Consider the following 14,183-nt stretch of genomic DNA (forward strand, 5'->3'; position numbering starts at 1 on the left):
AGAGAGCACTCAATCAATTAAAACGACACCATTTTTCCTGGATTAATCATTGCCCCTAAACCATAAGCACTTTTCGCCATTGGAATAACCACAGGTGCCAAAGCGCGACCGAACAAAATATCTTGATGTTGGATACTGGCCAGCATATTAAAGTCATCGGCTTTGCCACAGAAATCTTCAGCAATGGCTTTACCAATCCTTACCGTTTGTGCCACACCATGACCACTCCAGCCTTGTACCGCATAAATCGGGAATTTATTGCCGAATTTACGACTGTCCGCAGCCCCATTCATGGTTAAATCCGTAGTTCCACTCCACACAAAATCCAGTTCTAGATTTTTCAATTGCGGGAATACATGTTTAATCCGACCCAATAAATATTGATGGGTTTTTTCAGGACTCCAACAAGAGCCTGTGCCCTCGCCTCCAAACAGCAAACGGTTTTTCGACACGCCACGATAGTAATCAATCTGGAATTGCGTGTCATAGACTGGAGCATCGGTGGGTAGTAACGCTTTTAAATCAACTTCCAAAGGTGCGGTAGTACAGACATAGGTATAGAACGGAATCGTAGTTTGGTTATGTTCTTTTAATAGTTTAAACGATGTATGATGCACGCCCATCACCACGCTTTTACGCGCTTTAATCATCCCACCTGAAGTGGTTACATAAATGCCATCTTCCCGCTCTTCTACCGATATAACTTCGGTTTGCTCATAAACCTTACCGCCATTTTTGCAGAAACTATAAGCCAAGCCACGGTTTAAAGCCAGTGGATGAATATGTCCACCCAAGGTATCCAGTAAGCCACCACAGTAATTATCAGAATTAACATGCCCCATCAATTCATGTTTACCCATGATTTGGGTATGTAACTCACCTAAGAATTTTCGGGCATCGGAACCTTGGGTCAAACCCACCAAATGTCCTTCATGAACGGCTGCGGTAATATGACCGCGTTTACGTTGCATCTCTAACCCGTATTGATCCGCAATCGAATCGATTAAAGACATCGCTTCAGTTGAGGTGAAATGCCAGAGTTTTTTCGCATCTTCATAGCTGAAATGTTCGATCATCTCGGAAGCTTCCCAACGTGCAAGTCCCGGAGTCAGTTGTCCGCCATTACGACCGGAAGCTGCGCTGCCAATTCGGTTTTTTTCCACCAGCACAGCATCTACACCCTGCTCAGATAAATGCAAGGCTGTGGAAGCGCCCAACAAACCACCACCAATTACCACGACATCACATTCAATGTCGGTACTTAATGCATCAAACTGATGCCACTGCTCCAGTGAACTTTCATAATAGTTGGCTGGAAAATCAAACTCACCACATTTAGGATTGACCCAGTTCCACTCTTTCCCACTTTGCTTGTTAAGACTTGGTTTAAATTCAACATCTTCTACAAATACGGGCTTATTGATATTCATTTTGCTCACTCTCTATTGTTTCAATTCATGTTTAAACTTTGATTTAGTAGGCATTGCCAATCACAATGTTTTGCTTTTTCAGTTTTTTATACAGGAAGATCAACACACCGACAGACAGCCATGCGCAGCCAAAAAGAAGCGCTGATCGTTCAAGGTTGAACCATAAACACATGATTACCGCCACAGAGATCAGCGGTAAAATCAGATTCATAAATTTATTTTTAACGCCTGCACGTTGCTTCTCTAGCACATAGAACTTCATAAAAACCGAGAAGTTCACTGCCGTAAAGGCAATCAATGCGCCAAAACTAATCATGCTCACCACAGTCGCCAAATCGAGGGCAATCGCCATTAAGGAAATCAAGCCGATGGTAAGAACCGCATACAGTGGGGTTCCTAATTTACTGTGCAGTTGACCAAAAGTGCCTTTATGGAAAATGCCATCCTTACCCATAATATGAATGAGACGAGATGCACTGGCATGGGTTGCTAGACCTGAAGCAAAGGTATTCATGATTTGTGCACACAAAAATACCGCCTGGAATAATGCCCCGCCCACATACAGCACGATTTCTGGTAATGCCTCATCTGGATTGTTAAAACGCACGTTACTCGGGAAATACAGCTGGATAAACCAAGAAGCCGTAATGAAAATTGCTCCGCCCATTAAAGTGGTCAAGATGACAGCACGTGGAATGGTACGCTTCGGGTCTTTGGTCTCATGTGACATGGTGGTCACGGCATCAAAGCCAAGGAATGAAAAACAGAGGATTGATGCACCCGCAATTAGCGGCAGAATTGAGGTATCGCCATTAAATAGCGGAGCAACCGTGAGTACATGGTGATAACCTTGTGCCGATCCCACACCTTGAATGACCAGATAAACAAACAGTCCCATCAGCAACAGCGGTGCTAAGACAAAGATCAGACTGAGATTGGCTAAGATATTAATGCGGAAACAATTGATCAGCGTGACAAGTCCGGAAAATAGACTCACCCAAACCCAATACGGTACACTTGGAATCACAGCTTCTAGATAAATACCTGCCAGTAACGCATTGATTAATGGTAGTAAAATGTAATCTAGCAAGGAACACCAACCGACAAAAAAACCTGCCTTTGCGCCACAAGATTCTGCAGTGTAGGTGTAGGCTGAACCCGATTTATCACTAATACGACTAAACCGTGCATAACTGAATGCAGTGAGTAACATGGCAGCCAAGGCTAAAATATAAGCCAGTGGGACACGCCCATCCGTGATCCCTGAAACAATACCAAAAGTATCAAAGACCACCATCGGTGTCATATACGCGATACCAATAATCACCACTTGCCATAAAGACATTTTCTTGAAAGAAACTTGCGTTTTTTCCATGCATGCCACCTGAACATTATTTATTTGAGTTATTTGTTCATTTGCAATGACTATGCCATATAATAAAAATATAAATATTTAACTCAGGCGAAAGTAAATGCCAAAGTACAGTTTAGAAACTCGAAAAGCAGCCATTCAAATGTATAAAAAAACCGATTATAAGGTTGCAGTTTGCAAAGAATTTAACATCTCTCGCGTGACGCTCGATGCATGGATTAAGCTGGAAGAAGAAACAGGAGATTTACTACCAAAACCAGCAAAAAACCGTGGTGCTCCGAGCCACATCAAAGACTGGAATAATTTTCAAGTATTTGTAAAAAATATAAAATTTCAGAATATTAGTGACCTTGTACCATTATTTAAACAGGAATTTGGCTACCCTGTTTCATATGCCGTTTTGGTACGTGCTATTCATGTTTTAGGACTACGTCGCCGTCGTGGTCGTTTTTATTCTTAAGCCTAAAGTTAATCAAAGTTTAAAATAAAAAACAAAAAAAATTTATATTAATAAATGTACATTAATGTAAATTATTTTTATTAAAAAAGTAATTTTTAAATATTAAAAAGGTAAATTTATTAAACTAAAAATATAAACCTATAATATTAAAATTGTACAATATATTAATTAAAAAAGTATGTTGTAAAAATTAAAAAGGTAATGCTTATTTTTGCAAAGTAGCTAAAGTAATGCACAAGTTTCATTCAGTGGTTCATTGCAGTGCAAAAAATTATAAGGCTCATCATTCACCAGACCTAAAAAAAGGCGGCATAACACCGCCTTCAACATGAGGAATAAATGAGTTATTGATACATCGGTTGATTATCATTCAAGCGAATAATGCCGCGAATAGCACGATAGACAATCCAAATCCAGGAAATACCAATAACCGTAAGACAAAACGTGGTTGAGATAAGGGCAACACCCGCGAAAAGATCGGTATTTTCCCCAGTAAAAAATAAGAAAAAGAACGGAATAAAAGCAATAATATTCCAGAATAAATACCACCAGAAAGTACGGATTTGCCAAGTAAAATGACTTTCAAAAATAGAGCCGCGTACATCGTTACGTTTGACATAATTAATAATTAAAGCAATGACCGCCAGTAAGCCACCTGAAAAAATAGCAATAATATAAAGGATATAAAGAACTAAAGTCAGGGTACGATTGGAATCTTTATCTATAGAATAATTCATTGTTATACCTTTTAAAGTAATCGTTCTCCTTAAAATATCATCATATTTAAAGGAGAAATTAGCCATAAAATCAAAAGAATGTTTAAGGCTATGGTACAAAAATAAATCTTTCTAAAGGGTTGTTTTTGTGTTTTATGGCGCAGTTTTTCCTGTGCCAGCCATGCGGTAGGCCACCCCCCAAGAAAGGATAAAATATGCAAACTCTGTTCAGGTATACGGCGATTGCCCAGTAGAGCCGCCTCTTTATCCTGGGCATACAGCCAGTAAGTCAAGGCATTGATAATACTGATAAATAAAAGCACCATTCCACTTAACATTCCCAAAATGGTAAAAACAGCCAATGCCAAGATATACCCCACGCAGGCGATTTGCATCGGTTTTATGTTTTTTTGTTGTTCATTTACCTTTTTAGGTTGTGGCAATATTTTTTGTGTCTGTGATGCTTTGAGATACATCACCTCTTGTGCTCGGAAACGCCCGTCCCCATCTAGCAATACTGTATATTCCAGTGCGCAACCGACAATGGGACGTGGACCTGGACGGGCAAAGTCCTTGATGTGTAAAAACACCCGATCTTTCGAGGCATCGTTCGGCTGAATAAAACCATAGCCTTTCTCATCAAACCATTCGACTAATCGCCCCTGATCGCGCATTTATTTTTCCTATTTTTAAGCAGTGACAAATTTTAGTCTTTCTATCAGCATATTACGCATCTCTTCTGGATTTTTCTGCAAAATATCCTCTCCAGTACGCCCCTGCTGTGCATTTTTTTGTGCCACTTGCAAACGCATCAGCCAAAATCGAGCCGCTGCCATAGCCAAATAGATCTCTAAACAGGCTTTCTCATCCGTGGTTAATGGACGTACAGTTTCATAGGCCTCTAAGAACGCTTGTGCTTTCACTTCATTTAGATGCACATCTGGATATTCAGTACAGAAATCATTTAAGGTAATGGCGATATCAAACAGAAACTCATCCTTATTCAGTTCATAAAAATCTAGAATACCTTTTAATTCATTACCTTCAAACAAGGTATTATCACGAAATAAATCTGAATGAATAAAGCCTTTAGGACGGTTGGGATAGACTGCAGTTAAGGCATCATAAAGGCCCAGTACTTCACTCAATAAAATAGCATCCGCAGGATTTAAAGTTGGTTTTAATTCTTTAGCAACTTGTAACCAATAGTCATGATTACGATATTCTGTACGTTCCAATGGAAAATCTTGTAATGCGATATGCATTTTTGCCTGTGCAACGGCAATGGCTTGTGCTTGTTGCACAGTCGATGGCATTGGGTGTTTGCCCAGCATACGTGGTGCAATCTGGACGGGCTTGTTTTTTAAGCAATGAATGGCTTTACCGGCATAATTTAACGGCACTGGCACCGCTAAACCCTGTTTGCCCAAATGCTCAAGTACCGGAACCAGTTCCCCAGCACTCTGCTCATCCATCTCTTCAAATATAGTGAGTACATACTGGGTACCATTTTCACAGACTAAAAAATAGTTCGTATTCTGAATACCTCCTTGAATGGGAATCAGGTCAATCACCTCTAATCCATAAGGTGCTGCAAAAGCCTGAACTTCCTGTAAAGTCAAAGGGGTATAAACCGACATAGAAAACCTGCAAAAAAACTTACATAATTTTGATAGAATACCTGCTCCAACTACCAAGGTGTAGCACCTTCGTGGCGAAGTTTCATAATCGGCTGTTATTTTTGGAAAAAATTATGCTTGCTAAACGTATTATTCCTTGCCTTGACGTAGATAATGGTCGAGTGGTGAAAGGTGTGCAATTTCTTGATATTCGTGATGCAGGCGACCCGGTTGAAGTTGCACGTCGCTATAACGAACAAGGTGCCGATGAAATTACCTTTCTGGACATTACTGCAACCTCAAGCGGCCGCGACACCACTTACCGTACTGTGGAACGTATGGCAGAAAGCGTATTCGTTCCCTTAACTGTGGGCGGCGGCGTGCGTAAAGTGGATGATATTCGCTCATTACTCAATGCCGGTGCAGATAAAGTCAGCATCAACTCGGCTGCGGTATTCAATCCTGAATTTGTACAAGAAGCATCGCAACGCTTTGGTGCGCAGTGTATTGTGGTTGCCATTGATGCGAAAAAAACTGCAGATAACAAATGGGAAATTTTCACCCATGGTGGTCGTAAACCAACGGGTATTGATGCCATTGAATGGGCAGTAAAAATGGCCGAATATGGTGCTGGTGAGCTCCTGATTACTTCTATGGATGCGGATGGCACCAAATCAGGTTATGACCTGAAATTAATGCGTCAAATTAATAATCGCGTGAATATTCCGACCATTGCTTCGGGTGGTGTCGGCTGTTTACAACATTTAGCGGATGGTATTTTACTCGGCGGAGCAGATGCAGTTCTAGCAGCCTCCATTTTCCACTTTGGTCAACATACCATTCCCGAAGCAAAACAATATCTAGCCGCACAAGGCATTGAAATGCGTCTCTAAAAATTTAATGTGTTGTCATATAAAAGAGTGTTGTTAAAACACTCTTTTTTTATTTTGATAAGATCATGATAAAAATTTGAGAAAAAAAAGGAGTCTTAGAGACTCCCTATAAACCAAGAAAACTACAGCGCGTGGTTTCTTGCAAGATAAAACAACAGCTAGATACACTGACCAGGTCAAATTTTGTTACAACTTACCGATGCGGCAAATATAGAATAAAAAAGCACTGGAATATTGACCATCGATGCCAAAAATATTGACAATTTACGACATGAATTAAAAAGTGATTTCTAATAGCCCTTTTAAAATCAAAATATTAATTTAACCCTACTAAAACTAAAAACTCTAAATACTGATTCTTCATACCTCAATGAATTATTGAAGCACTTTTTCTACCCATTTTGCGGGGAAGTAAGTGGCTGAGACAAAGTTTAATACTTTGGAAACAGGTTTCGGTAATACGATGCCGAGCGGATTCTGTTCTTGCAAGTCTTTTGAGGAAATCACTCGGGTTCCTAGCACATAATCAAACCAGGGTTTGGTCACACACCAGTTGGCATCCTGATTAGAATTCATATGATGATCATAATGCCAAGGAATTTTTTTTATTGCCCAGTCTGGCTCTAAATGGGCACGGCGATGAACATAGTAATAATTACAGGCACTATAGACCGCAGCTACAGCCATCCCTTTTGAGACGGGATAAAACATTAAACTGGTGCTTGCAGCTACCACTGCCAGAGAAATGATTTCATTTTTAGTACGCCAGTTTGAAATGCCTTCAATATAGCCATGGTCGTGAAATGCTGCTTTTCGAACTTCACGATGATGTTCCCAATGAGATTTCATGCTTTCAGGTACAGGGCTATAACGTGGTTTTCCACGACGATGTGAACCATGCAAAATATATTTGTGAGCTACCCATTCAAAACCATTGGCCACCACTAATCCCAGCAAAAAACCCTTCCACATATCACTTCTCCATCAATTGTATTGAATATAGGCAATGAACTGTGCTAAATATTGACCATAACATAAAAATTCATTGATAAATCACGACAACAAAAGATCACAATGCAGCAATTTAAAGACTATACAGGCTCTGTTTATGGTGGACTTGGACATTTACTTTATACCTATAGCCAAGCCAAGGGCTTAGTGATTTCTGAAAAACTGGAACAGGTTCAAAACCTGGAACGCTTTGACTTCAGTCTTTTGCGTGATTTGCTGACAGACATGCAACAACATATTCACATGCCGGCGTTGGGCTTGGATATTGCCGAACATGTCCAGCCTAAACATCTCGGTATCATTGCTTATATTGCGCTGTCCTGTAATACACTGGGTGAAGCCTTACAACGTTATTATGATTTTCATCGTCTGGTTTACGATGGCAGCGCCCTGCAGGTCAACATGCTTGGAGACTATTTAGCGATTGGTTGGGGGAATATGCCCTTTCATATTACCACCCAGGTCACCCATGAACTTGCTATCGCATTGATGTTGCAGTTTATGAAATACTTTATGAACTGTGAGGATATTCAAGTACATGAAGTTCATTTTGTCCATCCAGCGCCCAAAAATACCGTATTATATGAGCAATATTTCCGTTGTAGAGTTCGCTTTTCACAACCAGTCGCACAAATTATTTTACCTGTGCATGAGCTTGCCAAATCATTTTGCCAAGGTGATCAAACTCTACAAAATTTGCTGATGCAGCAAGCTCAGTCGCTTTTGGACAAGCTTCCTCATTCCACTCAACTGGATCAACGTCTACAACAAGCCATTTTAATTGGCATACAAAAAAACCAGTATCAAATTGAACCTATTTCCCAACAATTAAATATGTCGGTACGACAACTGCAACGCCATTTACAACAACAAGGCACTACTTATCAGCAGCGCATGCAAGAAGTTCGACATCTATTGGCAGAACAATATTTAAAAGATCCGCATTTAAGCCTGCAAGAAATTGCTTTATTGCTCAGTTATTCCGAACAAAGTGCATTTCAACGTGCCTTTAAGCAGTGGACTGGATTTACCCCCCAACAATGGCGCCAACAACAATATTTATAAAATTAAATCGAGTCACGCAAGGATCATGTGGTACTTGAGAAATGTTCAATTTCTCGATAAATATAAAAAGTTACACACAATTATTAAAAATTTGTAAAAAAATCTGGAGAATAAAATGCATAAATATTTTGCCGAATTGATTGGAACATTCTGGTTAGTCTTTGGCGGTTGTGGCAGTGCTGTGCTTGCAGCAGCCTTTCCCGATCTTGGTATTGGCTTTGCCGGTGTGGCCTTGGCTTTTGGTTTAACTGTCCTCACCGGTGTTTATGCCTTAGGCCATGTTTCAGGTGGGCATTTTAACCCTGCAATCAGTATAGGCTTATGGTTTGGTGGCCGTTTTGATTCCAAACACCTGCTTCCGTATATTATTTCCCAAGTCATTGGTGCCACCCTAGCAGCACTGGTCTTATATATAATTGTACAAGGTCAAGCAGGTTTTGTTGGTACAGGTAGTTTTGCCAGTAATGGATTTGGTGAACTATCTCCAGGTAAATACTCAATGACCTCAGCTTTAATCATTGAAGTGGTCGTCAGCGCTTTTTTCCTGATTGTGGTTATGGGCGCGACTGACAAACGTGCGCCTGCAGGTTTTGCTCCTATTGCAATTGGTCTAGCTTTAACCCTGATCCATTTAATCAGTATTCCAGTGACCAATACTTCGGTTAATCCAGCGCGTAGTACCGGTGTTGCCTTCTTTGCGGAAACAGCTGCGTTAAGCCAGCTTTGGCTATTCTGGGTGGCTCCGATTTTTGGTGCAATTGTTGGCACACTGATTTATAAAGTGGTTGCACCCGAAAAAGACTAAAACCACCTTAATAAAAAAGCTCACCTCTAGTGAGCTTTTTTATGTTCCACATGGAACATGATGCTTGATTGTATTTTATAAAAATGGATTTTCAATTTCCTGTTCATCTTGCCGATCAATTTTTTCAGGCAAATTGGGTTCACTTTCTAAAGCACTGACCACATCATTTAAAAATGCCTGTAAAGCTTTAGCAGCTTGCAAGCCGGTCTGGTCTTTAGTCAGCTGTAAATTTCCATAAATACTGACACAGTCTTCTTGGTTTTCTAGGGTCAAGTCATGAATGGCGTGGGATTCGGTACCATTTTCAAAAGGCTTAAACATTATATTCTCACTGATCTTTATTGTTGTTTAAAAGTAGGATGATTGCTCTTATCCTACCCAAAAAAGACTTATTTCAACAACTGTAAAATGTACTGTAAAAGTCCTTCAATTAGTTGTTTAACAAACGTATCCTGAGTATTTGGATCAATCGTTGGAGCTATATTCTTGTTTTCACTCGATGGTGCAGCTGTAGCGGTAGAAGATGAACTTACAGAGGAAGATTTAAACTCTTTCTGCAACGCACTAAGCGCATCTGCACTGACTTCTTCGGCACATTGGCTTTCTGCATCCCAATGCGAATAAGCAATTTTCTGCGTTGCTTTGACCGCACTTGCCTTTAAGGGCAAATTGTAAGTATTGCGTTTTTGGTCTTCGGTTAACTGAGGAAAAATATTAATTCCTGTGAGATCTTCCAGCGCACATATACTAATTATCTGCACTTTAGGGGCCGTACTTTTTAGGGTATTGTCGGCATAGTAAACCCCTGCTGCCCCAGTTTTGGGTATATAAATGGCTTTATAAGTCGCTGTCGGAACAATCACACCCTGACCAATCGTTTTGAGTTTTTTCGCAGAATATACCGGTCCAGTGACCACATAAACATTCTGCTTCTGTTTGGTCACAATCGCACGTGTGGCTTCTTCCAATTCACGCCAAACCTGCTGATTATTTTTTGGCGCTTGCGGCACCATATTGGCTAAAGAAAAACTGTCATTTTGTGCAGCTTTGTTGGGCATATCTGCATTCGGCGCCATATGTCCACGGTCATAACCTGAGGCTTTATAGTCAGCTAATGTCGCCCGATGTTCCACTTTAACTTTGGTTTCTTCATGAAAACTATCTTCACGCGGAATTTTTTGGCTTAAACGTTGTGGAGTCAAGGCTTCTGCTACCCATAAAGGAGTTTTTGATAGGCCTGAATACATCACATTAAAGCCATTAAAACACAGCGGATATGTATTTTTCTTGAGACTTTCTTTTGTTAAATAAGGTGGAATATCACGATAAAACTGATCTAAACATGCCGAATTTGACGAAGATGGCAATGAAACAAATTGCTGGATTTTTTCCTGTCCAAACGCAATCGCAAAACTACTGGTCGCGACTAAACCTAAAATAACTTTTAAGCTATTTTGATTTAAAAGTTGAACCCAAGATTTACTGGTTTTACGTTTCTTAATTGCCATTTCTAAATAAACACTCATTTTCCATGAGCTTAACAAGCAAAGAAAATGAAGTATATGTAGTGAAAGTCGTTTGCTTAACATTTAAACAAAAGCACAGGTGTTGTAACAGTATGTCTCTTTTTCTAAGGCTTTTATAAAGACTCTTAATGACTTTACGTATGTTTGATTGAAAAACCGATGCTAATTATGACAAGGTAAAAAAACATGCAAGATTCAGAATTATTATTTCTACGGAGTATTTTATGCATTCGAAGCTTTTAGTAGGTTTAAGTCTCGTCACAGGACTGATGAGTGCAACTGCATTCGCAGAACCCGCAATTCAGCCGGGCGATTCTTTAGAAAGTTTATCTAAAGTTAAAGTGACTACTACCGTAAATGGTCAAGCAGGTTCAATTCAAGATTTAGTGGCAAGTGGTCAAATCCGTATTATTGATTCAAACCAAATTGCTGCTGATCCTGCTCAAGCGGGATCCGAAACAGAACAAGTACAAAGCAATTCAGCTACCATTGCAAATGTACCTCAAGCTGCAGATATAAATAATACAACAGCACAAACTACTGAAGTATTACCAGAGCAAGTTAACAGTCCTGTTCTCGAGCAAACTGCACAAGCTGCACCTGAAAGTGCAGACCCAATGCAGCCTAATACTGAATTAGCTGCACAACATACTGAACAAGTGATGGAACAAGAAGCTGCGGTGGTACAAGCACCAGTCAATGAAAATATAGCTGCTGCTGCAATGATTTCATCATCTGCTGCTGCACCGGTAAATACTGCTGAAACAAATGAGGCATTTGCCGCTACACCTGAAGCTATGCAACCCAATAATGCTGCACAAGCAGCACCAGAAGCTGATCTTACCGATGCACCGCTGAATGCCTCTCCAGAAGCTCCAGCTGTAGAACAAACAGAGAACTAATCACTCTCTTTTCAGGGCTTTCATCCTCCAGATAAAAAAACCAAGGATTTTCCACCTTGGTTTTTTTATGATCTGCTGTTTAATACACTAGATTTCGATTTGACTGCCCAGCTCAACCACCCGATTAGGGGGAATTTGATAAAAATCACTCACAGGACTGGTATTGCGCTGCATGGAAATAAACAGTTTTTCACGCCATGGAGACAAGCCTTCACCCAGCGTATGCACCACCCGATCACGTGAAATAAAGAAGCTCATTTGCATCATGTCGAAGTCAAAACCTAACTGCTGATAGGCCTGTTGCAGTGCCTCCGGAATATTGGGTATATCCTTAAAACCGTAATACACTGAAATACGATAGAAACGATCATCCAGTTTTTCAACTTTGATGCGCTCTTCTTTTGCTACATACGGAATATCGCGGATGATTACTGTCACCATAATATTCAGCTCATGCAGGACCTTATTGTGTTTTATGTTGTGCAACATGGCATGCGGCACGATATTTGGGGTACCGGTCAGGAATACCGCGACCCCTGGAACAAATTGTGTTTCCGCGCTCATACTGATGCTTCTGATGAACAGATCGATTGGCAATGCATCGTTTTCCAAACGCGCCAGTACAATTTCTCGTCCTGTTTTCCAGGTCATCAAAATGGTATAGACCACTGCACCAATCAAAATTGGCACCCAACCACCGGCAATAATTTTTAATGAGGTAGATGCAACAAAGACCAAATCAATCAGCAAGAAGGGTATAGCAAATAATAAGACTTTCCATACCGGCCAACGCCAGAAACCATAGGCGAGGAATGAAATTAAAATGGTACCGCACAGCATGGTCATGGTGACGGCAACACCATAAGCGCTGGCTAAGTTGGCACTATTTTCAAACAATAAAATCAGAATAACCACCGAAATGAATAACACCCAATTGATGAAGGGTAAATAGATTTGACCCTGTTCAACATCCGAAGTGTGATGCACGGTTAAGCGCGGCAAATAGCGCAGCTGAATCGCCTGATTGGTCATTGAGAAAACACCTGTAATCACCGCTTGTGATGCAATTACGGCAGCCGCAGTCGCCAAACCAATCATAGGAAATAAAGCCCAATCTGGAACCAGCATATAGAATGGATTGGCAATTGCATCGGGGTTACGCAGTAACAATGCCCCCTGTCCTGCATAGTTAAACAGCAGACAAGGTAAAACAATAATGAACCAGGCCAGACGAATTGGTAAGCGTCCAAAATGCCCCATATCTGCATACAGAGCTTCGCCACCCGTTATGGTCAGAATGACCGCCCCCATAGTCAGGAATGCTACATAGGGTTGATGAGCAATGAAGTTAAAAGCCCAATGCGGGCTTACCATGGTCAATACAAATGGGGTCTGGATAATGCTCCACACGCCTAGCGCACCAATGGATAAAAACCAAACCAGGGTTAATGGACCAAAGAATTTTCCCATCGTGGCGGTGCCATGCCGTTGTACCAAAAATAATCCAGCCAAAATACCAATCGCTAATGGCATTAACCATTGGTTAAACATGGGTGTCGCAATACTTAGGCCTTCAATAGCGGACAGGACAGAAATAGCCGGAGTAATGATGCCATCACCAAAAAATAGTGATGCACCAATAAATCCCAAGGCAATCAGATAAATCTTTTTGTTCTCGGCAATACGCGAGGTCCGCAGGTTCAATGCCAATAACGACATAATCCCGCCTTCTCCATTATTGTCCGCACGCATAATGATGGTGACGTATTTAAAACTAATCGTCAGCATCATGCACCAAAAAATCAGCGACAAAATTCCAAGAACTGATGCTTCACTAATAGCGAGATGAGCGGTGAGGAAACATTGCCGGAGAGCATACAGTGGACTTGTACCAATGTCTCCGAATACAACCCCAAGCGCTGCGAGGGTAATCACAGGCAAGGCGGCTTTCTTTGCAGTACTTTGCATATTTTGTCTTCGTTTTGCGACACTATTTTTTCGCCATGATATCACCGAGATAAAACTTTTGCTTTAAATCAATTGTTTCAACTTGGCAGAGTGCATTTTTTTCGTTATCATCGCGGCGCAATGGTGAGGTGTCCGAGTGGCTTAAGGAGCACGCCTGGAAAGTGTGTATACGTTTGCGCGTATCGAGGGTTCGAATCCCTCTCTCACCGCCAGAATTTAAAAAAGACTTAAATCAAATAATTTAGGTCTTTTTTTTGCTTATAAAATCGTTTAGAACCTTACTCTGTTCATTTATTTTCAAAATTTTTATGCATGACTATAAAAAAAATTTAATCTTCTTATTTAAAATTTCGAATCAAGCAACGATAAAAACAACAATTTAAAAAATCATCATAAAGCTGCAATATTCTGCTGAT

14 protein-coding genes and 1 tRNA gene are annotated in these 14,183 nt (G+C 40.6%); 6 read left to right on the forward strand and 9 right to left on the reverse strand.

Annotation, left to right across the window (positions count from 1 at the left end):
• Nucleotides 1–17 precede the first annotated feature (17 nt).
• A complete protein-coding gene (locus ACKI4H_RS13975) occupies nt 18–1,430 on the reverse strand; it encodes an NAD(P)/FAD-dependent oxidoreductase (protein WP_407306770.1) in 1,413 nt (470 codons plus the stop codon).
• A gap of 43 nt (nt 1,431–1,473) precedes the next feature.
• On the reverse strand, nt 1,474–2,805 hold the full coding sequence (locus tag ACKI4H_RS13980; protein ID WP_407306772.1) for an APC family permease: 1,332 nt from the start codon (nt 2,803–2,805) through the stop codon (nt 1,474–1,476).
• 97 nt (nt 2,806–2,902) lie between these two features.
• Between ACKI4H_RS13980 and ACKI4H_RS13985 the strand changes: the two genes are divergently transcribed.
• Nucleotides 2,903–3,262 carry a helix-turn-helix domain-containing protein gene (locus ACKI4H_RS13985; RefSeq protein ID WP_407306774.1) on the forward strand — a complete coding sequence of 120 codons (360 nt, stop codon included), beginning with the start codon at nt 2,903–2,905 and terminating at the stop codon, nt 3,260–3,262.
• A gap of 344 nt (nt 3,263–3,606) precedes the next feature.
• Here ACKI4H_RS13985 and ACKI4H_RS13990 read toward each other — a convergent pair whose 3' ends face one another.
• From ACKI4H_RS13990 to ACKI4H_RS14000, 3 genes are read right to left on the reverse strand one after another with little or no spacing between them, the layout of a single operon-like run.
• Nucleotides 3,607–3,999 (reverse strand): DUF4870 family protein, encoded by a 393-nt coding sequence (locus tag ACKI4H_RS13990; protein WP_407306776.1) that lies wholly within the window; start codon nt 3,997–3,999, stop codon nt 3,607–3,609.
• A gap of 29 nt (nt 4,000–4,028) precedes the next feature.
• Nucleotides 4,029–4,652 (reverse strand): DUF1294 domain-containing protein, encoded by a 624-nt coding sequence (locus tag ACKI4H_RS13995; RefSeq protein WP_407306778.1) that lies wholly within the window; start codon nt 4,650–4,652, stop codon nt 4,029–4,031.
• A gap of 15 nt (nt 4,653–4,667) precedes the next feature.
• Nucleotides 4,668–5,618, reverse strand: coding sequence for a homoserine kinase (locus ACKI4H_RS14000; RefSeq protein WP_407306780.1), 951 nt, complete (start codon nt 5,616–5,618; stop codon nt 4,668–4,670).
• A 113-nt stretch (nt 5,619–5,731) separates the two neighbouring features.
• Between ACKI4H_RS14000 and hisF the strand changes: the two genes are divergently transcribed.
• Nucleotides 5,732–6,490: an imidazole glycerol phosphate synthase subunit HisF gene (gene hisF, locus ACKI4H_RS14005; RefSeq protein ID WP_407306782.1), complete on the forward strand. Its 759-nt coding sequence runs from the start codon at nt 5,732–5,734 to the stop codon at nt 6,488–6,490.
• Between the two features lie 375 nt (nt 6,491–6,865).
• Here the strand turns inward: hisF and ACKI4H_RS14010 are convergent, their stop codons facing one another.
• Entirely contained in the window at nt 6,866–7,462 is a 597-nt protein-coding gene (locus ACKI4H_RS14010; protein ID WP_407306784.1) for a hypothetical protein, read from the reverse strand.
• Between the two features lie 102 nt (nt 7,463–7,564).
• Between ACKI4H_RS14010 and ACKI4H_RS14015 the strand changes: the two genes are divergently transcribed.
• Nucleotides 7,565–8,566, forward strand: a complete 1,002-nt coding sequence (locus tag ACKI4H_RS14015; protein ID WP_407306786.1) for an AraC family transcriptional regulator ligand-binding domain-containing protein — start codon at nt 7,565–7,567, stop codon at nt 8,564–8,566.
• A 115-nt stretch (nt 8,567–8,681) separates the two neighbouring features.
• Nucleotides 8,682–9,371 (forward strand): aquaporin Z, encoded by a 690-nt coding sequence (gene aqpZ, locus ACKI4H_RS14020; protein ID WP_407306788.1) that lies wholly within the window; start codon nt 8,682–8,684, stop codon nt 9,369–9,371.
• A gap of 75 nt (nt 9,372–9,446) precedes the next feature.
• Here the strand turns inward: aqpZ and ACKI4H_RS14025 are convergent, their stop codons facing one another.
• Both ACKI4H_RS14025 and ACKI4H_RS14030 read right to left on the reverse strand, forming a co-directional pair.
• Nucleotides 9,447–9,692, reverse strand: a complete 246-nt coding sequence (locus ACKI4H_RS14025; protein ID WP_407306790.1) for a hypothetical protein — start codon at nt 9,690–9,692, stop codon at nt 9,447–9,449.
• A 68-nt stretch (nt 9,693–9,760) separates the two neighbouring features.
• Nucleotides 9,761–10,879, reverse strand: coding sequence for a DNA/RNA non-specific endonuclease (locus tag ACKI4H_RS14030; protein WP_407306829.1), 1,119 nt, complete (start codon nt 10,877–10,879; stop codon nt 9,761–9,763).
• Nucleotides 10,880–11,121: 242 nt separating this feature from the next.
• Between ACKI4H_RS14030 and ACKI4H_RS14035 the strand changes: the two genes are divergently transcribed.
• A complete protein-coding gene (locus ACKI4H_RS14035; RefSeq protein ID WP_407306792.1) occupies nt 11,122–11,799 on the forward strand; it encodes a hypothetical protein in 678 nt (225 codons plus the stop codon).
• A gap of 87 nt (nt 11,800–11,886) precedes the next feature.
• Here the strand turns inward: ACKI4H_RS14035 and ACKI4H_RS14040 are convergent, their stop codons facing one another.
• Complete coding sequence (locus ACKI4H_RS14040; RefSeq protein ID WP_407306794.1) at nt 11,887–13,767, reverse strand: potassium transporter Kup; 1,881 nt, start codon at nt 13,765–13,767, stop codon at nt 11,887–11,889.
• Nucleotides 13,768–13,889: 122 nt separating this feature from the next.
• Here ACKI4H_RS14040 and ACKI4H_RS14045 point away from each other — a divergent pair.
• Nucleotides 13,890–13,979, forward strand: a tRNA-Ser gene (locus tag ACKI4H_RS14045).
• The last annotated feature ends 204 nt before the right edge of the window (nt 13,980–14,183 follow it).

Source organism: Acinetobacter sp. (assembly GCF_045628685.1).
Taxonomy (GTDB): Bacteria; Pseudomonadota; Gammaproteobacteria; order Pseudomonadales; family Moraxellaceae; genus Acinetobacter.